Origin of the sequence: Nocardia yamanashiensis (assembly GCF_021183565.1) — a bacterium.
GTDB lineage: Bacteria > Actinomycetota > Actinomycetes > Mycobacteriales > Mycobacteriaceae > Nocardia > Nocardia yamanashiensis.
This window is the reverse complement of record NZ_CP089226.1, coordinates 4,449,627-4,473,411: the sequence shown is the minus strand read 5'-3', so window position 1 is coordinate 4,473,411 and position 23,785 is coordinate 4,449,627. Positions and strand designations below refer to the sequence as shown.

Sequence of the window (23,785 nt, the reverse complement as noted above, 5' to 3'; positions counted from 1 at the left end):
AGCAACCCCTCGGCGGGTGTCAGATGCGCGGCAGCGCGGCCGCCGAGGGCGCCAGGCCGGAGCCGTAGGCGGTCTCCCAGGCCATCACGTTCGCCACGTAGGCCATGGAGTTGTTGTAGCGCAGGATGGCCCGGGTCTGCTGGGCCGCGTCCCGCATATCGAGATTGCCGGAGCACAGGTACTTGCCCGCGGTGAGGGCCGCGTCGTACAGGTTCTGCGGATCCGCGATGCCGTCGCCGTTGCCGTCGGCCGCGTAGTGCCGCCAGGTCTCGGGCAGGAACTGCATCGGCCCGATGGCCCGGTCGTATCCGGCCAGACCGTCCAGCTCGCCGCCGTCGGTATCGTGAATCACGTTGTTGCCGTAGAGGCTTCCGTCCAGCACCGGCCCGTAGATCGGATCCAGCGGATTGCCCTCGGTATCGGCCTTGCCGCCGAACGCGTGCGTGGATTCCACCCGCCCGATGCCGGCCAGCATGGTCCACGGCATATTGCAGGTCGGATTGTCCGCTGCCAGCAGGCGTTCCGCGTTCCGGTAGGCCTGCTCGGAGATGCCCGGCATGCCGAGCGGTCCGGCGGGCAGTGCGGCGGGCACCCGGCCGTCGGGCTGGGCGACGGTTTTCACGACCGGCGGGGGCGGCGGCGCGAGCTGTTTGGCCTCGCGCAGTACCGGCTCCTGGGCGGCGACCTGGCCGGCCGCCTCCGGTCTGGGTAGGTGGTCGTCGGATTCGGCCGAAAGTCGTTGCTCCACATGTGCTGAGAGCTGTTCGGCGAGCGATCCGTCGGCGGCGCCGGTGACCGTGGCGAGCCCGGTCGGGATGAGTCCGGTCAATGCGATGACCGATCCGCGCCGAACTTTCGGGACCGGGGGTTTACGGTGACGTCCCACTGTGTGGTTGCCCTCCATTGCCATCGGATGAGACCGGGGTTTCGCAATGACAGCTACGTTACCGCATTCGAGACCTTCCTGTTACCGATCCGTGATTAATTCTCAGGTTTGGTCTCGAAAGCCCTGCTGAACTGCCCGAATTGCCCGAAAAGGCGTGAGGGACAAGCCCTCACGCCTTCGGATCGGAGAGTTTCGCGCGGTTACTGCGCCGGGGCGGGCATCGGGATGGTGATGCCGAACGGGAGCGTGATGCCGGGGTTCTCGGTGGTCGTCACCGGAGCCGCCTCGGGCGCCGGAGCGGCCTGCGCCTCCTGGGTGGTCTCCGGCGCGGGCGCGGCCTGTTCCTGCGGTTGCTGGGCCTGCTGCTGGGCCGGCTGTTCCTGGGTCGCCGGGGTGCACTTGGCCTGTTCCTGGACCGGCTTGCCGTCGGGTCCGAAGACCTGCGTCTCGCCGTTCTGCGCGGCGCCCTCGGTCTGGCCGGCCTCGTTCTCCTTGGCCGCCTGCTCCGGCTTGTCCTGCGAAACCGCCGCCTGCTCACAGGGATTGGCGGGCTGCACGGGCGCGGGGCAGAAGATGCCGCACGGGATGGGCGGCAGGCCGGGGATGGTGATCATCACCTGGGTCTGCGTCTGCGGGGCCACCGTGGTGGTGGCGACCGGCGCCTCGGTGGTGGTCGGCAGGGTGGCGCTGGCGGCGCTGTAGTCCACCCCGTTGCCCAGCGTGCCCGGCTGCACCATTTCGGCCGAGATGGCCACCGGGGCGGGCGCGCCGCCGGTCTTGTAGGCGTTCGACCAGCTCAGCACCTGGGCCGCGTAGGTCATCGAATTGTTGTAGCGCAGTACGGCTTTCAGCTGCTGCGCGGCGTCGCGCAGGTCCAGCCCGCCGGAGCACAGGTACTTGCCCGCGGCCAGCGCGGCGTCGAAGACGTTGTGCGGGTCGGAGACTCCGTCGCCATTGCCGTCGGAGGCGTAGTTGGCCCAGGTGCTCGGCAGGAACTGCATGGGCCCGACGGCGCGCACGTAGCCGCCGTCGGCGGCCTTGATGATCTCGTTGCCGGGCAGCGTGCCGTCCAGCGCCGGGCCGAAGATGGGCGTGATGGAGGTGCCCGCGGCATCGGTGCGGCCATTGCTCGCGTGCGCGGACTCGATGCGCCCGATGCCCGCGAGGAGGTTCCAGGGCAGCCCGCAGCCGGGCATCTGGGATTGCAGCGCCAGTTCGGCGTTGCGGTAGGCGGCGAGCACGATCTCGGGGATGCCGAGCGCGCCGGCGCCGCCGGGCAGGGCGATGTTCTGCAGCGGCACGGTGCCGCCGAAGAGCGGGCTGCCGTCCGCGGGCGGGGTGAGCGCGCTGAGTTTGCGGGGCGCCTCGGCGGCGGCCGGGACCAGGCCGACGGTCTGGTCGGCGGGGACTTCGGCGACCGCCCCGGTGTCGCTGGCGGCGGCCGCGAGCAGCGCGTCGGGGGCGGCCTGCGGGGCCGGGGTGTGGACGGCGGTATTGGTGGCCGAACCGGCGGTGACCAGACCCGCGATCAGGAGCGCCGACGCTGTCACCGGTGCAGATATTCTCTTCGCCACCACACAATCCCCTCAGTCGTGCGGCCGGGCCCTAAGTGAGGACGGTCTCCCGGAGGAGCTGTCTGGGTCGGTCGCTCGGAACAACGTGATCCAGGTTACCCATCAGTCAGCTTGTTGTGTACAACTTGTGCGGTTACTCGCCATCTTTTCGCGGCGAAATCGGTACCTCGGACCTCTTTCGATCGGTACTCTTCTTGGCCTTTTTCACCCGCGTGACCTCGTCGTCAGAGGCCAATTTTTCCAGCCTGACCAGTGTTTCCTTTACATCTTCCAGTTCTCGCCGCAGATAGTCGCGTGTCGCGACCTCACCTACGGCGAGTCGCAGCGCGGCGAGCTCGCGCGCCAGGAATTCGGTGTCGGCCTTGGTCTGCGCGGCCCGGGTGCGGTCCTCCTCCAGGGCCACCCGGTCGCGATTGTCCTGCCGGTTCTGGGCCAGCAGGATGAGCGGCGCGGCATAGGCGGCCTGGGTGGAGAAAGCCAGGTTGAGCAGGATGAACGGGTACGGATCCCAGCGCAGCGAGACCGCGAAGACGTTCAGCAGAATCCAGACGATCACCACGATGGTCTGGATGGCGAGATAGCGCCCGGTGCCCAGGAAACGCGCCACGTTCTCGCTGGAACGGGCCAGCGCCTCGGCGTCCCAGTCGAATCCGCGGAATCGGCTCTCCACGGGTGTTTCCAGGCGCTGCCGGGCGGTCAGTTTGTCCATGCGGTCGGTCATGGGCGGCCTCCGGTCCCGTCGATCACGGGCAGCCCGTGTACGTCGTGATTGTCTTCATCTTGCTCGCGCCAGTCCTCGGGGAGCAGGTGATCGAGCACATCGTCGACGGTGACGGCGCCGAGCAGGTGGTTCTCGTCGTCCACCACGGGTCCGCAGACCAGGTTGTAGGTGGCGAAATAGCGGGTGACGGCGGTCAGCGGGGCGTCCGGGCGCAGCTGCACCAGATCGGCGTCGACGATGCCGCCCACCAGGTTCGCCGGGGGTTCGCGCAGTAGTTGCTGGAAGTGCACGCACCCGAGATAGCGACCGGTCGGTGTCGCGGTCGGCGGGCGCACCACGAACGCCATCGAGGCCAGCGCGGGCGTCAGCTCCGGATTCCGGATCCGGGCGAGCGCTTCGGCGACCGTGGTGGCCGGGGTGAGCACCACCGCGCGCGGCGTCATCAGACCACCGGCGGTGTAGGGCGCGTGCTCGAGCAGCCGGCGCACCGGTTCGGAATCCTCCGGATCCATCAGCGCCAGCAGCGATTCCGCCTCGCCCGCGGGCAGCTCGCCCAGCAGGTCGGCCGCGTCGTCGGGATCCATCGCCTCCAGCAGGTCGGCGGCGCGTTCCACGCCGAGCTGTTCGAGCAGCTCCACCTGATCGTTCTCCGGCAGCTCCTGCACCACGTCGGCCAGGCGCTCGTCGTCGAAGGCCGCCGCCACCTCGATGCGGCGCTTGCGCGGCAGATCGCGCAGCAGGTGCGCGACGTCGGCCGGGCGCATGCCCTCGAACTGGGTGAGCAGCTGGGTGACGTCCTGCCCGGGCAGGTTCAGCTCGGTCTGGGTGAGCCCGCGGATCTGCGCCCAGTCCACCACGTGCACCGCGCCGCGCCGTCCGAAACCCACGCCGAGGCGCCGCCGTTCGCGCACCGCCACCCGGGACACCACCCAGTCGCGGGTGCGGGTCTGCTCGATGCCGAGATCGACCACCACCACGTCCACGCCCTGCAGCTGCGGCAGTTCCGGATCGTCGACGCGCACGGTGGAATCGAGCAGCTGTGCGATGCCCAGCATTTCACCCGGTCGTTGCTGGAACCGCCGCACGCTGATGGTGCCGGTGGTCAGGGTCACCGAACCCGGCTCGACCGAGGTCACCCGCAGCATCGGCATGAAAATCCGCTTCCGCGTGGGCAGTTCGACGAGCAGCCCGAGCACCCTCGGTTGCTGCCGGTCATAGCGGATGGAGATCACCAGGTCGCGAATGCGGCCTATAGACTCCCCGTCCGGTCCCAGCACCACCAGGCCCGCCAGCCGGGCGGCGAAAACCTTCGTCGCTGCCATGGTTGTCAAGGCTAGTGGTAACCGACTGCCCGAATTGTCCGCGCCACGAGCGCGAACTGTTCTTTGCCCTGTTGGCAGAGCGAAGGAGTGATCCATGACATCCCGCCGATCGGTGCTCGCCGTCCCCGGCAGCAATCCGCGCATGATCGAGAAGGCCAAGGGCCTGGCGGCCGACGAGGTGTTCCTGGATCTGGAGGACGCGGTCGCGCCGGCGGCGAAGGAAGCGGCGCGCGCCAATATCGTGGCCGCGCTGAACCAGCCGGGCTGGGAAGGCAAGATCCGGGTGGTCCGGGTCAACGACTGGACCACGGCCTGGACCTATAGCGATGTGATCTCGGTGGTGGAGGGCGCGGGCGCGAATATCGACGCCATCCTGCTGCCCAAGGTGACCGACGCCGGGCAGGTGCAGGCGCTGGACCTGCTGCTGACGCAGCTGGAGAAGACGCACGGCCTGCAGGTCGGGCGGATCGGGATCGAGCCGCAGATCGAAAACGCGCTCGGCCTGCGCAATATCGACGCCATCGCCACCGCTTCGCCGCGCGTGCAGACCCTCGTGTTCGGGCCCGCGGACTTCATGGCGAGCATCAATATGCGCACGCTGGTGGTCGGCGAACAGCCCGAGGGCTACGAGCCCGGCGACGCCTACCACCACATCTACATGACGATTCTGCTCGCCGCGCGGGCGCACGGGTTGCAGGCCATCGACGGCCCGTACCTGGCGGTGCGCGACGTGGATGGCTTCCGCCGCAACGCATCTCGCACCGCCGCGCTCGGCTTCGACGGCAAATGGGTGCTGCATCCGGACCAGGTCGCCGCCTGCAACGAGATCTTCAGCCCGCGCCAGGCCGACTACGACCGCGCGGAGGAGATCCTTGCCGCCTATGCCTTCCACACCTCGGTCGACGGCGGCGCGCGCGGCGCGGTCATGCTCGGAGATGAGATGATCGATGAGGCCAGCGCGAAAATGGCGCAGGTCATAGCCGATAAAGGACGGGCGGCGGGAATGACGCGAACCACGCGTTTCGTGCCCCCGTCCGACGATGCGAAATAGCATGATGGAGTCATGACGAATCCCTTGGGGAACTCGAGCCGGAACCGTCCGGGCCTGCCCACGCCGCCGTCGGGGTGGCCGGTCGGCTCGTACCCGACCTACGCCGAGGCGCAACGGGCCGTCGACTATCTGGCCGACAATGCCTTCCCGGTCGAGAACGTGACCATCGTCGGTGTCGACCTCATGCAGGTGGAGCGCGTGCTCTACCGGCTGACCTGGGGGAAAGTCATTGGCGGGGGCATTGTTTCGGGCGCCTGGCTGGGTCTGTTCATCGGCCTGCTGCTGAGCCTGTTCGGCACCGGCGGGCACGTGTTCGGCCCGCTGGTGGTGGGCCTGGTCGGCGGCATCGTGTTCGGCGTCATCTCCACCACCATCCCGTACGCCGCCACCCGCGGGCAGCGCGACTTCGCTTCCACCATGCAGCTGGTGGCCGGCCGTTACGACGTGCTGTGCGACCCGAAGGTCGCCGAGCAGGCGCGTGACCTGATCGCCCGGCTGGCGATCTAGTTCGATGGATGTGCTGGACAAGGTCCGGGCCGCGACGCTCGGCTATTTCGGGGTGGACTCGGCCGATTCGGCCTCGGTGACCTTCCTGGGCCTGGAGCCCATCGAGATCCTGCGGATCCCGGGCGACGAGGTGGTGCACTACGTGACGGTGGGCGGTTCACGCCACCCCATGACGGATCCGGCGGCGGCGCTGGCGGATCCGGTGCGCGGGCCGCGCGCGGAACTGGTGCTGAGCCTGCGCGGGGGAGTGGGCGCGGGCGCGGGGCTGACCCGGTCGCTCGGCGTGCTGGTCGCCGCGCCATCGGTGGAAGGCGTTGTGCTGCAACCCGATGCGCTGCTCGATCTCGGGGAACCGTTGTGGGCCAACGCTTCCTTCACCGCTGCCCTGCTGGGGGAGAGCGGCATTCCGGCGGTGGAGCTGCCGGAACCCGCTGAGCCCGTGCGGTTTCTGACGGTCACGCCCATCACCGCGACCGAGGCGGCGTGGGTGCGAATTCGCGGCGCCTCGGCCCTGCGGGATGCCTGGGCGGAAGCGAAAATCGATGTGCGCGACCCGGATCGCGGCGCCGCGACCCTCTGAACGGGTTCACAACCAGTTGTTGCGGTGGAAGTTCGCGTACAGCCCGGCGCACAGCAGCACCATGAGCGCGATCACGACCGGATAGCCGAAAGTCCATCGCAATTCCGGCATGTGGTCGAAATTCATGCCGTACACGCCCGCGATCATGGTCGGCACCGCCGCCATGGCCGCGTAGGCGGAGATCTTGCGCATATCGGTGTTCTGCTGGACGCTCACCTTGGCCAGCGCGGCATTGATCAACGCGCTCAGTGATTCGTCGAAATCGGTGATCTGCTCGGTCACCTGCATGTGGTGATCGGCCACATCGCGCATGTAGCGCCGGATCTCCTTGGGAATCGGCATGGCCGAATCGTGGGCGAGCAGTTGCAGCGGCAGCGCCAACGGCTTGACCGCCCGGCGCAATTCCACGACTTCGCGCTTGAGCTGATAAACCGCCTCGATGACGATCTTGCTACCGGGCGTGAAGACTTCCTCCTCCATCGCCGCGACATCGTCCTCCATGGCCTGGGTGACCTCGATATACGAGTCGACGACATGGTCGGCCACCGCGTGCAGCACCGCGCCCGGACCCAGCTTCAACTGCGCCGAATCGGCCTCCAATCGGCCACGCACCCCGGCCAATCCGGTGTGATCGCCGTGCCGCACCGTGATCACGAAATCCGGTCCGAGGAACACCATGATCTCGCCGGTGTCCACGATCTCGCTGAGCGTATTGAGCTCGTGCTCGTGATACTGCACCGTGCGCAGCACCAGGAACAGCACATCGTCGTAGCGCTCCAGTTTCGGCCGCTGATGCGCGGTGACGGCGTCCTCCACCGCCAGCTGGTGCAGGCCGAAAGTCTTTGCCACATCGGCCATCAGGGCATCGCCGGGTTCCAGCAGGCCGAGCCAGACGAAGCCGTTGCCCTGCGCCCGCACCTCGGTCAGCGCCTCCCGATAGGTGCAGTGCTCCTGCTGCCGGTGCCCGTCGAGGTAGAGCGCGCAGTCGATGATCTTGTCGGCGGGCACTTTCGGCTTCGGGTGCTTGCCCGGCGGCTCGCCGGAGCGCCCGGGCCAGTGGAAGGACGGCAGCGGCGGAATCGAAGACACGTCTGACGATGCTAGCCGCGCACCGACCGGCCGCCCGGGACCTCCGCGATCGCGCAGGCAAGATAGACCCTGTGCGTATCGATCTCCACACCCATTCCAACGCCTCCGACGGCACCGACACCCCGGCGCAGCTGATCGGCAAGGCGGCCGCCGCCGGACTCGACGTGGTGGCGCTCACCGACCACGACACCACCTCCGGGTGGGCCGAGGCGGTCGAGGCGCTACCGCCGGGGCTGACCCTGGTGCGCGGCATGGAGATGTCGTGTGTGGGCAATGGCGAGGACGGCTGGCCGGTGCCGGTGCACCTGCTGGCCTACCTGTTCGATCCTGCCGACGAATGCTTCGCGCAGGAGCGCGAACGCCTGCGCGCCGAGCGCATCGTGCGCTTGCGCGCCATCGCCGAGCACATGGCCGCCGACGGGCTCCCGGTCGATCCGGACGAGGTGATGGCCTCCGCCGGTCCGTCGGCGGGCCGTCCGCACCTCGCGCGGGCGCTGGTGAACGCCGGGGTGGTCCCGACGGTGGACGCGGCCTTCGAGGATCTGCTCGCCCCGCACGGCCGGTACTACGTCGAGAAGGCCGACACGCCGTTGCAGCGCGCGGTGGAGATGGTCGCGGCGGCCGGCGGCGTGTCGGTGGTCGCGCATCCGCGGGCGCGCAAGCGCGGGCGGCTGCTCGCGCTCGATCACATCCGGGAGCTGGCGTCGCTGGGTCTGGGCGGGCTGGAGATCGACCACGTCGATCACAGCGCCGAGGATCGCGAGATTCTTCGCGGCCTGGCCGCCGAACTCGGTCTGGTAACGACCGGTTCCTCCGACTATCACGGTGCGAACAAAACCATTCGTCTCGGTGAATTCACCACCGACCCAACGCAATTCGAGGAAATCGTGGGCAAAGCCACCGGGGTGCCGGTGATCACCGCATGAAGGTGCTCCGGGGTCTGAGCGGAGTCGTGACGGGTGGGGTGGTGGTGCTGGCGGCGGTGGTCGTCGGCGCCGCGATCATCGGTGCTCGGCGTGGTTTTCCGGGCCCCGGAGCCTCCTCGGTGGCCTGGCATGTGGCGGGCGCGCTATTGGCTTTGGCGGCACAGATTTTCACTGATCGGCGTCAGGGTTTCGCCGCTTTTTCCGGTTCTATGGTTGTTTTCGTTGTAGCCGGATATCTGCTGTGGACACAGTGGTGGAATTGAAATACGCATAACGGTTGCGGGCAGTTGAACTGTCCACGAACATTTGTCGATATGACCGAATTCGACGCCGATGTGCTGGTGCTGGGTGGTGGTCCCGCGGGGACTTGGGCCGCCCTGGCGGCCGCTGCCGCCGGAGCTCGGGTGATCGTGGTCGACAAGGCCCGCTGCGGCGCCAGCGGGCCCACCGCGCGCGGCGGGGTCACGCTCTGGAACATCCCGCCCGGCCGCTCCCGCGACGCGGCCGTCGCACAGAACTACGCGCACGGCGGCGGCCTGGGCGATCCGGAATGGATGTACCGGGTGCTGGACGAGACCCACCGGCGGGTCGCGCAACTGGTGCAGGGCGGCTTCCGCTTCCAGGGCGAGCATGCCGCCCGGCCCGCGCGGATCTACCTGGACGGGGCCCGCTATCTGGGCCGGATGCGGCGCAGCCTGGTCATCGCCGGGGTGCGGATCCTCGACCACCACCCCGTCCTGCAATTGCTCGCCGACTCCGACGGCACCGTCTCCGGGGCGGCCGGCATCGCCTATCCGCCCCATTCCGGCGGTCTGCGCGAATGCCACACCTGGACCGCGCGCGCCAAGGCCGTGGTCCTCGCCACCGGCGGCTGCGCCTTCCTGTCCGGCGGCGCGGGCACCGATGTGAACACCGGCGAGGGCCTGCTCATGGGGGCGGAGGCCGGAGCAGACCTGTCCGGCATGGAATTCTCCAATGCGTATTCCCTGGTCCCGGCCTTCGCCGCGGCCCCGGCCCGGACCGACCGGCGCTGCGATACCGCGGCCGCGCGTGCGGGTTCCGACGGGTCGATGGCCGAGCAGGGGCTGGCCGGCTGGACCCACGGCGGCGGGGGCCCGCGCGGCCGCGATGCCGACGGGGTGATGGCCGAGCACGGCCGCGATGCCTGGGCCGGCGGCTCGGCGCCGTTCGCCCCCGGGCAGTTGATGCATTTCGCGACGCTCTACGACGAATCGCGGGAAGTGCTGTTCGGTCACGGATGCGGCTCGCGCGCACAGGTTTTCACCGCTATCGCCGACGGCCGCCGGGTGTACGCGGCGTTCGACGATCTGCCCGCGCCGTTGCGCGCCGAACTCGTGCAGCAGGGCGGCGCCAACTGGTCCGGGCGGGTGCCGCTGCGCGCCGTGCTGGAAGGCACCGTGCGCGGCACCGGCGGCCTGCGCCTGGCCGGACCCGATTGCGCGACCACGATCCCGGGCCTCTACGGCGCCGGGGACGTCACCACCCGCGAGCCGATCACCGGCGCGGTCAGCGGTTTCGGCGGCCAGAACGGCGCCTGGGCGATCTCGTCCGGAGTCTGGTCCGGCGCCGCCGCGGCCCGTTTCGCCGCCACCCGCCGCCGCCTCGGCAAGACCCGCCCGGTGCGGGGCGCTGGCCTCGGCGACAAGGCCCGCATCGACCCCCGCGCCATCGTCGGGCTGGTGCAGGAGCACACCCTGCCGCTGCGCCGCTCCTACTGGCGCAGCGACGGCAGCCTGCGCGACAGCATCGCCGAACTCGACGGTATGTGGCCCGGAGCGGAGTTCGACCTCGGCGGCGCGGGCGCGGCCCGGCTGCGCGCCCGCCAGGCCGCCGCCCTGCTGGCCGTGGCCCGCTGGACCAAGTACTCCGCCCTGGCCCGCACCGAAACCCGCGGCATGCACCGCCGCACCGACCATCCCGGCGCGGCCAACGACTGGCGTGTCCGCCTGCTCTCCGGCGGCGTCGGCGACGTCTGGGTCCGCCCCGAACGCCTCGACGCCACCGGTTTCGACCATGCCGTCCCGCAAGCAACTCCCGCTTGACATCCGGGTCCGCGACCGGTTCGTGACTCCTCACCGCACGGTATGCGACGCCGTTGTGACACTTCTCCGCGATCGGGTTCCGACGTGGGAGTTTCCCTTAACCCGGGGGTGATCCGGGTCTCCTACTCTTCGGTGATGACGAACTACCGCGATGGGCCGTGAGGCCGATTTGGCACGTCGTCGCGGCTCCTGGCAGAATGTGTCGACCCCCGGCCGCAGCCACCGCCCGGCCCGGGAGACTCGGTGATCACGATCCGCAAACTCGCGGGTTCTTCCGGGATCACCCCGGCATCGCCCGGACCCACCCGTCCGGTTCGCTCGACGATTGTGCCGCGACACGCTTCCGTTAAGCCGTAATACTTACCGGTGCTTGCCCCGATCCAGTGGCAAGGTTCCGTCCGCAACGGCTTGCCGGGAAGTGATCCGCGCACTTCCCTTTTGAGCACAAGAACCCAATTACCTATTACCGAACGGTAACCGTCAAACGGTTGAGTCCGCATCGAGCAGGAGTGAAATCGTGTCACCCGTGACTGAAGCAGTGAATGCCACCCAGGCCACCCCCGCGCCCGCCGCCGGGAATTTGGCCGACATCACCACGGAAGAAATTTTCGCCGGTCATTTGGGCGGCAAGCTCTCGGTCGAACTCACCGCGCCGCTGGAAACCCAGCGCGACCTTTCCATCGCCTACACCCCGGGCGTGGCGAAGGTGTGCCTCGGCATCGCCGAGGACGAATCCCTCGCCAAGACCTACACCTGGGCCGAGCGCCTCGTCGTGGTCGTCTCCGACGGCACCGCCGTGCTGGGCCTGGGCGATATCGGCCCGCGCGCCTCGCTGCCGGTGATGGAGGGCAAGGCGGCCCTGTTCAAGAAGTTCGCCGGACTCGACTCCATCCCGCTGGTGCTCGACACCAAGGATCCGGACGCGATCGTCGAGACCCTGATCCGCCTGCGCCCGAGCTTCGGCGCGGTCAACCTGGAGGACATCTCCGCGCCGCGCTGCTTCGAGATCGAGAAGCGCGTCATCGAGGCCCTGGACTGCCCGGTCATGCACGACGACCAGCACGGCACCGCCATCGTGGTGCTGGCGGCGCTGAAGGGCGCTGCGGCCCTGCAGAATCGGGATATGTCGGCCCTCAAGGTCGTGGTGTCGGGTGCGGGCGCGGCCGGCGTGGCGTGCACCGAGATCCTGCTCGCCGCGGGCGTGCCGGACATCATCGTGCTCGACTCCAAGGGCATCGTGTCGCAGGACCGCACCGACCTGAACGACGTCAAGGCGGATCTGGCCAAGCGCAGCAACCCGCGCAATATCACCGGCGGCCCGGCCGAGGCGCTCGCGGGCGCGGACGTGTTCCTGGGCCTGTCGGCGGGCACCATCCCCGAGGAGCTCATCGCCTCGATGGCGCCGGAGTCGATCGTGTTCGCCATGTCCAACCCGAACCCGGAGATCCACCCGGAGGTGGCGGCCAAGTACGCGGCCATCGTGGCGACCGGTCGCTCGGACTTCCCGAACCAGATCAACAACGTGCTCGCCTTCCCCGGCGTGTTCAAGGGTGCGCTGGACGTGGGCGCGCGCCGCATCACCGAGGGCATGAAGGTCGCCGCCGCCGACGCCATCTTCGGGGTGGTGGCGAACGAGCTGGCCGTGGACAAGATCATCCCCAGCCCGCTGGACCCGCGCGTCGCCCCGGCCGTGGCCGAGGCCGTGGGTGCGGCCGCGCGCGCCGAGGGCGTGGCGTGAGCTGACCGTCGCTGCGCGACAAGCGAACAACGAGGGGCCCCGTCCTACTGGACGGGGCCTTTTCTCTGGCGTGATTCGCCTCCGGCCCGGCTCAGTGCGGTGTCGCCACGGCCGAGACGAATTCGGCCAGCTGCGCGTCGCTGATGTTCTTGGCCAGATCGGATTCGCAGATCATGCCCATGAGCTGATTGCCCTTGCGCATATCCAGCACCGGCATCCGCTTGATCTGGTTCTTCTCCATGACGTCGAGCACCTCGCTGACGTCGGTGTCCATATCGACCGACCAGACCCGGCCCTGGGCGAGATCACCGGCCCGCACCCGGCTCGGATCGTGTCCTTCGGCGACGCATCGAATGACGATGTCGCGATCGGTGAGCATGCCGATGAGCTGGTCACCATTGCAGATGGGGAGTGCGCCGACATCCATATTGCGCATCATCTGGGCCGCGCGGTCCAGGGTTTCGTCCGCCGGGATACATTCCGCACTCCGGTGCATGATGTCGCGAGCCTTCACTTGCAACCTCCTGATTCGGATGGGTTTGCCACGCAACATCGTGACCCCGATCACAGGCGGTGGTCAATGCGGGTGTTTCAAATGTGACGCCCACCGGCCGGGACCGTGCCGCGTCAGTCCGCGGTGACCACCGGGCGGGCGGTGAGTTCGCCGGGACGGCGCCAGCGCCGCACGCCGGGCGCGCTGGCCCACACCACGAACGCGAGCAGGCCGTCGAGCAGCAGCGCCAGCGCCGCCACCAGGATCGCGCCGACCAATACCCGGTCGTATTTGTAGAGCCCGATGCCGTCGAAGATGTAGCGTCCCAGCCCGCCCAGATTCACGTAGGCCGCGATGGTGGCGGTCGCGACCACCTGCAGGGTCGCGGCGCGCAGGCCGCTCAACAGGATCGGCAGCGAGTTGGGCAGTTCGACGCGCAGCAGGATCTGGGTTTCGGTCATGCCCATCGCCCGCGACGCGTCCACCACGGTCGGATCCACATTCGCCACGCCGGCGTACGCGCCCGCCAGCAGCGGCGGAATCCCGACGGTGAGCAGCGCCAGCAGCGGCGGGATCAGCCCGAGTCCCATGAGCAGCACGAAGAAGGTGAGCAGGCCCAGGGTGGGCAGCGCGCGCATGGCATTGGCGAAGCCGACCACCAGCGCCGAACCCTTGCGGGTGTGCCCGATGATCATGCCGATCGGCACCGCGATCACCACCGACAGCGCCACGGTCAGGAAGCTGTACCAGAGATGCTGCGCGATGCGCATGCCGATCCCGGTGTCGCCGGACCAGTTCGAGCCGGTGGTCAGGTAGTCCCAGGCATCCAGGAAAAGGTTCATGCCGCAGGGCCTTTCGCCTCGGCGGTGCGCAGCCACGGCGTGGCCAGCCGGCCCAGCAGGTACAGCAGCCGGTCGATGACGAGCGCGAGCACCAGCACCACGATGATGCCCGCGATGATCTCGTCGGGATAGTCGCGCTGATAGCCCTGGGTGAACAGTTTGCCGAGCCCGCCGACGCCGATCAGCGCGCCGACGGTGACCGCGGAGATATTGGTGACCGCCACCACGCGCAGGTTCGCGATGAAAACCGGTAGGGCGAGCGGGAATTCGACGGTGAGGGCCCGGCGCAACCGGGTGTATCCGATGGCGTCCGCGGCGTCCAGCACGGTGGCGGGCACCGCGTCCAGGGCGGCCGGGACCGCCACCACCAGCAGCGCCACCGAGTAGATGGTCAGCGCGATCACCACATTCAGCGGATCGATGGTGGAGATGCCGACCAGCGGTGGGATGATGACGAACAGCGCCAGCGACGGAATCGTGTACGCGATACCGGAAATCGTGACCGTGGCCCGCCGCAGCCAGGGCAGCCGGTGGGTGAGCGCGCCCACCGGAATCGCGATGGCCAGGCCGATGAGCAGCGGCAGTAGCGCGAGCACCAGGTGGGTGCGGGTGAAACCCGCTATCTCACCGAAATTGTCGAGGAGGTACCTCACTCGCGGGCTTCTTCCTCGAAGAAGTGCAGGTTGCGCTGGTTGTCCTCGCCGGCGCGCTGGCGGGCCAGCACTTCCAGCACGTCACCGGCGAGCACGCCGCCGCGCACCGCGCCCGAATCATCCACGGCCACCCCGATTCCCGAGGGCGAGGAGACGGCGGCGTCCAGGGCCAGGCGCAGATCGCCGCCGGGCGGGAAGAGTGAACCGCCGGCGGCCATGCTGTCGTGCAGGGGTTTTCCGGCGCGATGGCCTTCGACGCCGGTGACGTCGATCCATCCGAACGGATGCCGGGACTCGTCCACGATCAGCACCCATTGCCCGAGTTCCAGTCGCAGCGAATCGATTTCGCCGGCGGTGGCGGTGGCGATCTGGTGCAGGGGCACCTGATCGGCGGTCCGGAACGACAGCGCCCGGTAACCGCGATCGCGGCCGACGAATCCGGCGACGAAATCGCTGGCGGGCTGGGCCAGTACGTGCTGCGGGGTGTCGTACTGCTGCAACCGCCCGCCCGGCCCGAACACCGCGATGCGTTCCCCGAGCGCCACCGCCTCGTCGATATCGTGGGTGACGAAGACGATGGTCTTGCGCAATTCCGCTTGCAGCCTGAGCATTTCGGTTTGCAATTCGGCCCGCACCACCGGGTCGACGGCGCTGAACGGCTCGTCCATCAGCAGTACGGGCGGGTCGGCGGCCAGCGCTCGCGCCACGCCCACGCGCTGCTGCTGCCCGCCGGACAATTGCGCCGGATACCGTTCCGCCAGACCGCGATCCAGGCCGACCCTGTCCAGCACCTCCAGCGCCGCCCTACGGGCTTCCTTGCGGCGCGCGCCCTTCAGCATCGGCACCGTCGCCACATTGTCGACTACGGTGCGATGCGGCAGCAGGCCCGCGTTCTGGATCACGTATCCGATACCGAGTCGCAGCTTGACCGGATCGACCTTCGAAATATCCTGTCCGGCAACGGTGATCGTCCCGGAGGTCGGGGTGATCATCCGGTTGATCATGCGCATCGAGGTGGTCTTACCGCAGCCGGACGGGCCGACGAACACGGTGAAGGAACCGGATTCGATGCGCAGATCCAGGTGCTCCACCGCGGTGGTGCCGTCCGGATAGGTCTTGGTGACGCCGCTGAACTCGATATCGGACACCGGGTTTCTCCTATCCGATCGGCTTGTCGAGCCCCTGCGCGGCGACCCAGTTCTTGGCGGCGGCGGCCGGTTCGGTCTTGCTGCTGCCCGAGACCGCGGTATTGAGCGAGATGAGCTGCGCGGTGGTGAGTTTCGCCGAGACGGCGTTCAGCACGGTGAGCAGTTTGTCGCTCTTCTTGGCGGTGTTGAACAGCGGCACCACGTTCTGCGCCGGGAAGTTGTGCTTCGGATCCTCCAGCACCACCAGGTTGTTGGCGGCGATGGCGGGGGAGGTGGTGAAGATATCGGCCGCGGTCACCTGGCCTTCGACCAGCGCGCGCACGGTGGCGGGGCCGCCGCCGTCGGCGATCGGCACGAAATTGCCGCTGGAGATGTCCAGGTTGTAGTTCTTCTTCAGGCCCGGCAGGCCGCCCGGGCGTTCCTGGAATTCGGCGGGCGCGGCGAACTTCACCTCGGCCGAATGCGCGGCCAGATCGGCGATGGTCTTCAGGTTCCAGCGGTCCGCGGTGGCGCGGGTGACGACGACGGCGTCGGAATCCTCACCCGGGGCGGGCTTCCCGATGGCGAGCTGATCGCCGAGGGCGGCGGTGAGTGCGGCGTTCACGTCCGCGGCCGAGGCGGCGGTGGCGTTCTTGTCCAGGTATTGCAGCAGGTTGCCGGTGTAATCGGGGACCAGCGCGATGGAGCACTGCCGTAGCGCGGGCACGTAGGCTTCCCGGCTGCCGATGTTCAGCTTGGTATCGATTTTGAAGCCGTTGGCGCGCAACGCTTCCGCGTACACGTTGGCCACGGTCTCGGATTCCGGGAAGTTGGCCGACCCGACCGTGAGCTGGTTGGTGTCGGTGTCGCAGCTGCCTTTCCCGCCGGAGAGCGGATCGGAATCACCGCAGGCCGACAAGGCCATGGCGGCGGCGAGGGCGACCGCGGCGGCGAGTACCTGTGCGACTTTGAGGGCTGGGCGTAGTCCGCTACCGCGGCCACGCTTGCTGAGCAGGGACTTCACTGCTGTCCTTCCGACGTCCCGGGCAGTTCGGGTGGCGGTCGCCGGCCGGTGACTTGATCGAACCGGGGCCGTCCAGGGTGTCCATCTTGCCTGGTCCGGCTCCGCCCCGCTGCCTTCCCCGTGTCCGTTTCGCGGATTTCGTGCGTGCCCCGCTCCGGTTTCCGCGGCTTCGGGAGGGCAAACTATTGCCCGTGCCCTCGTTGCGTACCGCCGTCCTGCTCCTGACCGTGGCCCTGTCCTCCGCGGCCTGCGGCAGCTCCGACACCCGCCCGGTACTCACCATCGGTGCGGGTGATTCCGTGCAATCCGGCCTGCTCGCCGAGATCTACGCCCAGGCCCTGTCCCGCACCGGCGCCCGCACCGCCGTCGACTCCGGCCTGGGCGACCGCAAAGCCCTACTCGCCGCACTCGATTCGAACACCATCGCGGTGACCGCCGACGTCAACGGCGACCTGCTGACCGCCCTGGACTCCTCCGCCCAGGCCCGCAAACCCGACGCCGTCACCTCCGCCCTGTCCGCAGCCCTCCCCGAAGGCCTCACCGTCTCCGACCCCGCCGACGGCACCGACCTGCGCCCCACCCTCGCCATAGCCGCCACCCGCGCCCCCGAATTCCCCACCACCCTGAAGGATCTGGCCCCCCACTGCCCCGACCTCACCGTCGGCATAGCCACCGGCCCCGCCCTCGACCCCATGCGCGCCCCCCTCGCCCCCCAACCCGACGTCCTCACCCCCCTGCGCACCACCTACCACTGCGACCTCCCCCAGCCCATCACCTACCCCACCGACGCCGACCTCCGAAAAGCCCTCCTCACCCACGAAATTCAACTCGCAGTCTTCTCCGGCCCACCCGCCTTCCTCCCCGAAGGCCCCACCGACCTGACCCCCCTCACCGACCCCGACTACGCCTTCCGCACCGCGAACACCCTCGCCCTACTCCGCAAAAACACCCTCTCCACCGATCAACTCCGCAAGTTGAACTACGTCTCCGGCGAACTCACCACCACCGAACTCGCCGACATGATCCACCAAATCCGAGACAACCACGCCCTCCCCTCCTCGGTAGCCCGCACCTGGCTCGACGCCCACGCCCTCTGATCGCTCCCGGCTCGCGTCAAGTTGTTGTATCGCAGTGCTTTTCGATGAATCGGCGGGGGCGCTGCGGGTATGGTGTCGATAACGCTCCGGGGGCGCCGATCGCTGCGGGGCGGCGTGCAGGGGAGGGAACGTGTCCAATCTGGACGAACGAATCGGCGATGCCGTCGAATGGTTCCAGCGCAGCCAGCTGCCGGACGGCCGGGGCGGAGCCGGGTGGGGCTGGGTCTCGGATGTGCCGCCCAATCCACAGAATACGGCCGAGGTGGTGTGCGCGCTGGCCCGGGCGGGGCGCGCTATCCCGCGGGTGGACGAGGTTTCCGCGCTGGTGCGGCAGCCGGTCATTCAACGGGACGAACGCGGCGAGTGGGCTTTCCGGACCCCGATCGACCTGTCCTGGCGGCTGCGCGCGCTGCACTGTCTAGGCGCGCCGGAGACGGATGCGGATGTCGTCGCGGGCCGGGACGCACTGATCGCCGAGGCCGATGCCGGCACCGGCGGGTGGCGGCTGTCGGATCGCGTGGGACCGGTATCGATCACCTCGACCGCCAATGCGATTCAGGCCCTGGCGCCGCTCGCGGCGTCCGACGAGAACGTGGCGCGAACGGTGCTGCGCGGCACCGGATTCCTGGTCGAGTCGATGCTCGATCAGGATCCGCGAGTGCAGCCGCTGTACGCGAGTGCGCATGTCGCGACCGCTCTCGCCCGGCCGGAGATCGCGGCGGTGGGCGGCCGCCGGGTCGAGCGGGCGCGGGATCTGGCGGTGCAACGGCTGCTCGCGGGTCTCGGCAACGGGGATCCGCAGATCGAGGAGGAACCCTTCCGCCGTGGCGATTTCGCCGATACCTGGCGGCACCTGGCGCTGCATCTGACCGTCGGGGCGCTGCTGACGGCGGAACCGAAGACGATCTTCGATCCGGTGGTGCGGAACGCCCTGACACAGCTGCTGGACCTGCAGGAAACCGGTCCGCTGCGGACGCACCGGGGTGGATTCCGGACCTCGCCCGAAGGCTTCGTCACCTCCTTCGCCACCACCCAGGCGCTGGAGGCGATGCTCGGCGCCCGTCAGGTGGTGAACGAGAACGTCAATCCGGCACGGATTTTCGACATGATCTGCCAGGAACAGGGCAGGCATCACGCCGACGCGCAGCGGGTGGTTTCCCTGCGCGGGCGCGCGGTCGTGATGAACAGCCTGGCCGGCGCGGCATCGTTCGGGCTGGGCGGGGCGGCCGGATTGACCATCGCCATGCTGGCCGTCGGTTTCGGCGACGAGCTGGGCAAGATCGGCAGCCGGGCCCTGGTGGTCTGGGGCATGCTGTTTCTCGCCCTGGGCACGCTGGCCGCGGTGACGACGAGATTCCCGGCCGCGTCGAAGCGGGGCATCGCCGCGGCCGTCTTCGCGGGCTACACCGCGCTGGCGCTGCCGATCGTGTCGTTCCTGCTGGCGTGACCGGCTACCGGTCCATCGGGTTGCTGCTGGCGGGCACCAGCCTGTGGGGGATATCGAGCGCCCTCATCGCCGCGGTGGCGCGCACCGGGTTCACCTCGGCGGCGCTGGTGGCGGTGGGGGGTGCGACAGCCGTACTCGGTGTGGCGGTGCTGCGGGGTGACCGGCCCTGGCGGATCTTCCGTGACGACTGGTCGCTGTACCTGCGCTTGGGCGTGCTGGAAGCGGTCAATCTCGCGCTCTACACGGCCGCGTTGCGCATCGGCCCATTGCCGATGATGGTGGCCCTGCATCTGTCCGCGCCGGTGCTGCTCATCGTCGCCCGGCTGGTGACCCGGCGACGGTCCTTCGGTCTTGCTGTCGCAGTGGAGCTTTCGCTGGTGGCGCTGGCGATTCTGCTGGTGTCGGGCCGGCATCCGGGCACGCTGTCGAGCACCGGCGTGCTGCTGGGCTGCGCGCTGTCCCTGTGCAGCGCAGCGTGTGTCGCGGCTTTGATCACCGTGGTGGCGGGCGCGTCGCGGGGTCGCGCTTCGGTGGCCTCGGCCGGACTGCAATTGGCGACCGCTGCGGTTCTCGGTCTGCCGTTGCTGCTCATCGCACCACCCGAAGGGCCCGCGAGCCTGGCGCTGATCGCCGTCGGCGCAGGCTTTCTGGGCCCCGGTTTCGTCTGCTACTGGTGGGCGCTGCGTACCGTCGACGCGCCGACCGCGGGCATCGTCGGATTGAACGAGGCGGTCAGCGCGTCGATCGTGGGCGCGGCGGTGACCGGAAGTCAGCTCACCCCGGCCGTACTCGGGGCGGGGGCGCTGGTGCTGCTGGCTATCGGGCTGGAAGTTCGATCGACTCCGAACTCTGATGAGCCGCCGCGACGAACCGCGCACACGACTTCGGATCCTTATCGCCGTTGACGGTCTCGACCCCGCTGTTCGCATCGACGGCGAACGGCCGCACCGCGGCGATGGCATCGGCGACATTGCCGGCGTTCAGGCCGCCCGCCAGGATCACCGGTCGGCCGAGTTCGGCGAGCGCCCGCACGATGGCGGCACTGATGGACCAGTCGTGCGTCTTGCCGGTGCCGCCGAGCCGGCTGGCGGTCCGGGAATCCAGCAGTACCGCATGGCAATCCGCGGCGGCCGCCCGCGCGGATTCGATCGCATCCGATCCGGTGACGTGTACCGCCTTGACGATCGTCCGCCCCCCGGCCGACTCCCGGACGCGGCGCACGGTTTCGGGGGTGACGAGGCCGTGCACCTGAATGGTGTCGGCATTGATCCGGGCGGCCAGGCTCGTAATGGCCTCGGCGTCTTCCAGATGCGTCACGAGCACCCGGTTGACGAATGGCGGCACCAGCGCCGAAAGCTGCTGCGCGACCGACTCGTCCAGCGCGTCCTCACTGAAATGCGTTACCCCGCAGATGAATCCGACCGCATCGGCGCCCGCCGCCACCGCGATGCGCAGATCGGACTCGGAGCGGATTCCACAGATCTTCGCGCGCATCGTCACGCATCCATCCTAGTCGGGCGCGACCGCGCGGCACCCGCGATCAGGGGCGCAGGGCGGTGGCCAGGAGGGGGTTCAGGGTCAGGGCGGTTAGGGAGTCTACGAGCATGTCGATGAGGGTTTCCCGGGTGATGGGGGCTTCGCGGAGCCAGGTGAGGGTGGTTTCTTCTACGAAGGCGATCCAGCCTCGGACGGCGAGGGTGAGGCGGGGGAGGTCGGTGTCGTCGGCGGGGATGGGGGATTCGGTGAGGATGCGGTCGACCTGGGCGTTGCGGTGGGCGTCGACCATGGCGGTGAGTTCGGGGCTGGCGCTGGCGGGGCCGCGCAGGAGGGCCAGGTAGGAGGTGCGGTTCTCGGTTACGTAGTCGACGTAGCGTTCGATGGAGTCGCGGAGTTTGGCGTAGAGGTCCAGGTCGGGGTCGGGGGCGGTGCGTTCCAGGAGTTCGGCGTTGGCGTGCTGGATGATCGCCAGGTGGAAGTCCTGTTTGGTGGGGAAGTAGTGGAAGAGCAGGCCGCGGGAGATGCCGGCCTGATCCGCTATCTCGGTGATGGACACGTCTTCCAGGGAACGGCCCCGGAGCATTTCCACGCCCAGGGCGATGAGCTGGCGGCGGCGTTCCTCGGGGCTCAAGCGGGTGCGTTTGGTCCCGGTGTCGGCGCTGGTGGTGCTGCGTTCCTTGCTCACGTGGCCTATCCTACTGAACGCGAGTCAATACTGTTGACTCCTACTCAATAAGCACCTAGGGTTAGGTACATGAGTCGCAAGGTTACAGACAAAGCTGTCGGCAACCGGGAAGCCCGGCATGCGCACGTGATCATCGTCGGCAGCGGATTCTCCGGGCTGGGGCTCGCCATCCGGCTGAGTCAGCAGGGGCGTGATGACTTCCTGGTGCTCGAGCGCGGCAACGATGTCGGCGGCACCTGGCGGGACAACACCTACCCGGGCGCGGCCTGCGATGTGCCGTCGCAGCTGTACTCGTATTCCTTCGCGCTCAATCCGGAGTGGTCGCGCTCGTTCTCCAAGCAGCCGGAGATCCAGCGCTACATCCAGGGCGTCGCCGACAAGTACGGCGTGCGCGACAAGCACATCTTCGACTGCGAGATGACCGGCGCGCAGTGGAACGACGCCGCGGCGCGCTGGGAGATCCAGACCTCGCAGGGCCCGTTCACCGCCGATATCGTGGTCTCGGCCATCGGCGCGCTGTGTGAGCCGAACCTGCCGGATATCAAGGGCATCAACGACTTCCAGGGCGAGATCTTCCACTCCGCCCGCTGGAACCACGACTCGCGGCTGGACGGCAAGCGCGTGGCCGTCATCGGCACCGGCGCCTCCGCCATCCAGATCGTCCCGGCCATCGCGGGCAAGGTCGCGCACCTGGACGTCTACCAGCGCACCGCGCCGTGGCTGCTGCCGCGCATGGACCGCCCCTACCTGGCCCCGGAACGCTTCGCGTTCAAGCACATCCCGGGCGTGCAGGCGCTGTCGCGCGCCGCCATCTACGCCGCCCGCGAGACCCAGGTGGTGGGCCTGGCCAAGTTCCCGCCCGCCATGCGCATCTTCGAAACCATCGCCCGGGCAAAGATTTTCGCCGAGGTGCGGGATCCGGAACTGCGCAAGAAGGTCACCCCGGACTTCCGGATCGGCTGCAAGCGCATGCTGATCTCCAACGAGTACTACCCGGCGCTGGGCCGCGACAATGTCGAGCTGGTGACCGACGGCATCCAGGAGATCAAGGCCGGCTCCATCGTCACCAAGGACGGCACCGAGCGCGAGATCGACGCCATCATCGTCGCGACCGGCTTCCACGTCACGGATTCGCCTGCCTACGAGACGGTTTCGGGCAAGGACGGCCGCACCCTCGCCGAGGTCTTCGACGCCATCGGCCAGCAGGGCTACAAGGGCTCGGCCATCCACAACTACCCGAACCTGTTCTTCATGCTCGGCCCGAACGTCGGCCTGGGCCACACCTCGATGGTGTACATGATCGAATCGCAGATCAACTACATCGCCGACGCCGTCGCGCAGTTCGACAAGCTGAAGCTGCGCACCGTCGAGGTCCGCAAGGACGTGCAGGACGAGTACAACGCCGAACTCCAGCGCAAGCTCGAGGGCGCGGTGTGGAGCACCGGCGGCTGCGCCTCCTGGTACCTCGACAAGCACGGCAACAACACCACGCTGTGGCCGGACTTCACCTTCCGATTCCGTAGCCTGCTGGAGAAGTTCGACGTGGCGGCGTACGAGACCACCTCCGCCGCGCCCGTCGCGCAAGCCGTCTAAGCCATCCTCGACAACCGAAAGTGGTAACCGTGAGCAACGATGCTTACTTCCAGGGCAAGGTCTGTGTCATCACCGGCGCGGGTTCCGGCATCGGCCGGGCGCTGGCGGAGAACCTGGCCAAGCGCGGCGCGGATCTCGCGCTCTCCGATATCGACACCGAGGGTCTCGCCGAGACCGTGCGCCGCTGCGAGAAGTACGGCGTGCGGATCAAGTCCGATCGCCTGAACGTGGCCGAGCGCGAGGCCGTGCTGGTCTACGCCGACGAGGTCAAGAAGCATTTTGGCAAGGTCAACCAGATCTACAACAATGCCGGTATCGCCCACCACGGCGACGTGCTGAACACCTCGTTCAAGGACATCGACCGGATCATGGACGTCGACTTCTACGGAGTTGTCAACGGCACCAAGGCTTTCCTGCCGTACCTGATCGAATCCGGTTCGGGCCACGTGGTGAACGTGTCCAGCCTCTTCGGCCTGATCGCGGTCCCCGGCCAGAGCGCCTACAACGCCGCCAAGTTCGCGGTGCGCGGCTTCACCGAGGCGCTGCGCCAGGAAATGCTGATGAACGGCAGTCCGGTCCAGGTCACCTGCGTGCACCCGGGCGGCATCAAGACCGCGGTGGCGCGCAATGCCACCGTCGCCGAGGGCCTGGATCAGAAGAACCTGGCCGCGCTGTTCGACAAGCAGCTGGCCCTGCACACCCCCGAAATGGCCGCCCAGGTCATCACCGAAGGCGTCCGCAAGGGACACGGCCGGGTGCTGATCGGCTGGGAGGCCAAGGCTCTCGACCTCTTCGTGCGCACCACCGCCTCGTACTATCAGCGGATTTCGGCTGTGGTGCAGAAGCGCTTCCTGCCGTAGGAATTTGGAT

General features: G+C 68.5%; 24 protein-coding genes. 12 read left to right on the top strand and 12 right to left on the bottom strand.

All coding sequences use genetic code 11. The features are described 5' to 3' along the window. Nucleotides 1–19: 19 nt before the first annotated feature. The 4 genes from LTV02_RS21145 to LTV02_RS21130 form a co-directional block, all read right to left on the bottom strand. Nucleotides 20–886: a lytic transglycosylase domain-containing protein gene (locus LTV02_RS21145; RefSeq protein WP_408639243.1), complete on the bottom strand. Its 867-nt coding sequence runs from the start codon at nt 884–886 to the stop codon at nt 20–22. 200 nt (nt 887–1,086) lie between these two features. Beyond that, complete coding sequence (locus LTV02_RS21140) at nt 1,087–2,436, bottom strand: lytic transglycosylase domain-containing protein (protein ID WP_233033168.1); 1,350 nt, start codon at nt 2,434–2,436, stop codon at nt 1,087–1,089. 157 nt (nt 2,437–2,593) lie between these two features. Further along, complete coding sequence (locus LTV02_RS21135) at nt 2,594–3,181, bottom strand: DUF1003 domain-containing protein (protein ID WP_067720141.1); 588 nt, start codon at nt 3,179–3,181, stop codon at nt 2,594–2,596. Then, a complete protein-coding gene (locus LTV02_RS21130; RefSeq protein ID WP_233033167.1) occupies nt 3,178–4,503 on the bottom strand; it encodes a magnesium transporter MgtE N-terminal domain-containing protein in 1,326 nt (441 codons plus the stop codon). The genes LTV02_RS21135 and LTV02_RS21130 overlap by 4 nt, the downstream gene beginning before the upstream one ends. A gap of 94 nt (nt 4,504–4,597) precedes the next feature. On the opposite strand from LTV02_RS21130, the gene LTV02_RS21125 reads away from it, so the two are divergent. Genes LTV02_RS21125 through LTV02_RS21115 form a run of 3 tightly spaced genes read left to right on the top strand, consistent with a single transcriptional unit; the run spans nt 4,598 to nt 6,641 of the window. Then, on the top strand, nt 4,598–5,554 hold the full coding sequence (locus LTV02_RS21125) for an HpcH/HpaI aldolase/citrate lyase family protein (RefSeq protein WP_233033165.1): 957 nt from the start codon (nt 4,598–4,600) through the stop codon (nt 5,552–5,554). Nucleotides 5,555–5,566: 12 nt separating this feature from the next. Then, on the top strand, nt 5,567–6,061 hold the full coding sequence (locus LTV02_RS21120; RefSeq protein WP_067720146.1) for a general stress protein: 495 nt from the start codon (nt 5,567–5,569) through the stop codon (nt 6,059–6,061). A 4-nt stretch (nt 6,062–6,065) separates the two neighbouring features. Continuing rightward, on the top strand, nt 6,066–6,641 hold the full coding sequence (locus tag LTV02_RS21115) for a suppressor of fused domain protein (RefSeq protein WP_233033163.1): 576 nt from the start codon (nt 6,066–6,068) through the stop codon (nt 6,639–6,641). A gap of 6 nt (nt 6,642–6,647) precedes the next feature. Here LTV02_RS21115 and corA read toward each other — a convergent pair whose 3' ends face one another. Continuing rightward, complete coding sequence (corA, locus tag LTV02_RS21110; RefSeq protein ID WP_408639242.1) at nt 6,648–7,730, bottom strand: magnesium/cobalt transporter CorA; 1,083 nt, start codon at nt 7,728–7,730, stop codon at nt 6,648–6,650. A 71-nt stretch (nt 7,731–7,801) separates the two neighbouring features. Between corA and LTV02_RS21105 the strand changes: the two genes are divergently transcribed. From LTV02_RS21105 to LTV02_RS21090, 4 genes are all read left to right on the top strand, one after another. Continuing rightward, on the top strand, nt 7,802–8,656 hold the full coding sequence (locus LTV02_RS21105; protein WP_233033161.1) for a PHP domain-containing protein: 855 nt from the start codon (nt 7,802–7,804) through the stop codon (nt 8,654–8,656). Next, nucleotides 8,653–8,919 (top strand): hypothetical protein, encoded by a 267-nt coding sequence (locus LTV02_RS21100; RefSeq protein ID WP_233033159.1) that lies wholly within the window; start codon nt 8,653–8,655, stop codon nt 8,917–8,919. The genes LTV02_RS21105 and LTV02_RS21100 overlap by 4 nt, the downstream gene beginning before the upstream one ends. A 51-nt stretch (nt 8,920–8,970) precedes the next feature. After that, nucleotides 8,971–10,719 carry an FAD-dependent oxidoreductase gene (locus LTV02_RS21095; RefSeq protein WP_233033156.1) on the top strand — a complete coding sequence of 583 codons (1,749 nt, stop codon included), beginning with the start codon at nt 8,971–8,973 and terminating at the stop codon, nt 10,717–10,719. Between the two features lie 517 nt (nt 10,720–11,236). Further along, nucleotides 11,237–12,457 (top strand): NAD(P)-dependent malic enzyme, encoded by a 1,221-nt coding sequence (locus LTV02_RS21090; protein WP_408639241.1) that lies wholly within the window; start codon nt 11,237–11,239, stop codon nt 12,455–12,457. A 91-nt stretch (nt 12,458–12,548) separates the two neighbouring features. Here the strand turns inward: LTV02_RS21090 and LTV02_RS21085 are convergent, their stop codons facing one another. From LTV02_RS21085 to LTV02_RS21065, 5 genes are all read right to left on the bottom strand, one after another. Further along, nucleotides 12,549–12,971, bottom strand: coding sequence for a CBS domain-containing protein (locus LTV02_RS21085; RefSeq protein ID WP_233033154.1), 423 nt, complete (start codon nt 12,969–12,971; stop codon nt 12,549–12,551). 113 nt (nt 12,972–13,084) lie between these two features. Continuing rightward, nucleotides 13,085–13,792, bottom strand: a complete 708-nt coding sequence (locus LTV02_RS21080; RefSeq protein WP_233033153.1) for an ABC transporter permease — start codon at nt 13,790–13,792, stop codon at nt 13,085–13,087. Next, a complete protein-coding gene (locus tag LTV02_RS21075; RefSeq protein ID WP_233033152.1) occupies nt 13,789–14,445 on the bottom strand; it encodes an ABC transporter permease in 657 nt (218 codons plus the stop codon). Before LTV02_RS21075 ends, LTV02_RS21080 begins: the two co-directional genes overlap by 4 nt. Then, the gene (locus LTV02_RS21070; RefSeq protein ID WP_233033151.1) at nt 14,442–15,593 is read right to left on the bottom strand and encodes an ABC transporter ATP-binding protein; all 1,152 of its coding nucleotides are present in this window, start codon (nt 15,591–15,593) and stop codon (nt 14,442–14,444) included. Before LTV02_RS21070 ends, LTV02_RS21075 begins: the two co-directional genes overlap by 4 nt. A gap of 10 nt (nt 15,594–15,603) precedes the next feature. After that, the gene (locus LTV02_RS21065; protein WP_233041644.1) at nt 15,604–16,497 is read right to left on the bottom strand and encodes an ABC transporter substrate-binding protein; all 894 of its coding nucleotides are present in this window, start codon (nt 16,495–16,497) and stop codon (nt 15,604–15,606) included. A 290-nt stretch (nt 16,498–16,787) separates the two neighbouring features. Here LTV02_RS21065 and LTV02_RS21060 point away from each other — a divergent pair, with 290 nt between their 5' ends. The 3 genes from LTV02_RS21060 to LTV02_RS21050 all read left to right on the top strand — a co-directional run bounded on the left by LTV02_RS21060 (nt 16,788) and on the right by LTV02_RS21050 (nt 20,045). Then, on the top strand, nt 16,788–17,693 hold the full coding sequence (locus LTV02_RS21060; RefSeq protein WP_233033150.1) for a glycine betaine ABC transporter substrate-binding protein: 906 nt from the start codon (nt 16,788–16,790) through the stop codon (nt 17,691–17,693). Between the two features lie 130 nt (nt 17,694–17,823). Then, nucleotides 17,824–19,140 (top strand): prenyltransferase/squalene oxidase repeat-containing protein, encoded by a 1,317-nt coding sequence (locus tag LTV02_RS21055; RefSeq protein WP_233033149.1) that lies wholly within the window; start codon nt 17,824–17,826, stop codon nt 19,138–19,140. Further along, nucleotides 19,137–20,045: a DMT family transporter gene (locus LTV02_RS21050; RefSeq protein ID WP_233033148.1), complete on the top strand. Its 909-nt coding sequence runs from the start codon at nt 19,137–19,139 to the stop codon at nt 20,043–20,045. The genes LTV02_RS21055 and LTV02_RS21050 overlap by 4 nt, the downstream gene beginning before the upstream one ends. Here the strand turns inward: LTV02_RS21050 and LTV02_RS21045 are convergent. After that, complete coding sequence (locus LTV02_RS21045) at nt 19,957–20,634, bottom strand: phosphoribosylanthranilate isomerase (RefSeq protein ID WP_233041643.1); 678 nt, start codon at nt 20,632–20,634, stop codon at nt 19,957–19,959. The genes LTV02_RS21050 and LTV02_RS21045 overlap by 89 nt on opposite strands. 46 nt (nt 20,635–20,680) lie before the next feature. Next, the gene (locus tag LTV02_RS21040) at nt 20,681–21,322 is read right to left on the bottom strand and encodes a TetR/AcrR family transcriptional regulator (RefSeq protein ID WP_233033147.1); all 642 of its coding nucleotides are present in this window, start codon (nt 21,320–21,322) and stop codon (nt 20,681–20,683) included. A gap of 69 nt (nt 21,323–21,391) precedes the next feature. On the opposite strand from LTV02_RS21040, the gene LTV02_RS21035 reads away from it, so the two are divergent. Together LTV02_RS21035 and LTV02_RS21030 are read left to right on the top strand one after the other, a co-directional pair. Then, nucleotides 21,392–22,915 (top strand): flavin-containing monooxygenase, encoded by a 1,524-nt coding sequence (locus LTV02_RS21035; RefSeq protein WP_233033145.1) that lies wholly within the window; start codon nt 21,392–21,394, stop codon nt 22,913–22,915. Between the two features lie 29 nt (nt 22,916–22,944). Further along, a complete protein-coding gene (locus LTV02_RS21030; RefSeq protein WP_067720169.1) occupies nt 22,945–23,775 on the top strand; it encodes an SDR family NAD(P)-dependent oxidoreductase in 831 nt (276 codons plus the stop codon). Nucleotides 23,776–23,785 lie beyond the last annotated feature (10 nt).

Bases quoted from the DNA above. Each gene is read 5' to 3' on its own strand.
- LTV02_RS21095 (WP_233033156.1), top strand. From the start codon at position 8,971: ATGACCGAATTCGACGCCGATGTGCTGGTGCTGGGTGGTGGTCCCGCG.
- LTV02_RS21120 (WP_067720146.1), top strand. From the start codon at position 5,567: ATGACGAATCCCTTGGGGAACTCGAGCCGGAACCGTCCGGGCCTGCCC.
- LTV02_RS21115 (WP_233033163.1), top strand. From the start codon at position 6,066: ATGGATGTGCTGGACAAGGTCCGGGCCGCGACGCTCGGCTATTTCGGG.
- LTV02_RS21035 (WP_233033145.1), top strand. From the start codon at position 21,392: ATGAGTCGCAAGGTTACAGACAAAGCTGTCGGCAACCGGGAAGCCCGG.
- LTV02_RS21065 (WP_233041644.1), bottom strand. From the start codon at position 16,497: ATGGCCTTGTCGGCCTGCGGTGATTCCGATCCGCTCTCCGGCGGGAAA.
- LTV02_RS21135 (WP_067720141.1), bottom strand. From the start codon at position 3,181: ATGACCGACCGCATGGACAAACTGACCGCCCGGCAGCGCCTGGAAACA.
- LTV02_RS21125 (WP_233033165.1), top strand. From the start codon at position 4,598: ATGACATCCCGCCGATCGGTGCTCGCCGTCCCCGGCAGCAATCCGCGC.
- LTV02_RS21130 (WP_233033167.1), bottom strand. From the start codon at position 4,503: ATGGCAGCGACGAAGGTTTTCGCCGCCCGGCTGGCGGGCCTGGTGGTG.
- LTV02_RS21045 (WP_233041643.1), bottom strand. From the start codon at position 20,634: ATGCGCGCGAAGATCTGTGGAATCCGCTCCGAGTCCGATCTGCGCATC.
- LTV02_RS21100 (WP_233033159.1), top strand. From the start codon at position 8,653: ATGAAGGTGCTCCGGGGTCTGAGCGGAGTCGTGACGGGTGGGGTGGTG.
- LTV02_RS21080 (WP_233033153.1), bottom strand. From the start codon at position 13,792: ATGAACCTTTTCCTGGATGCCTGGGACTACCTGACCACCGGCTCGAAC.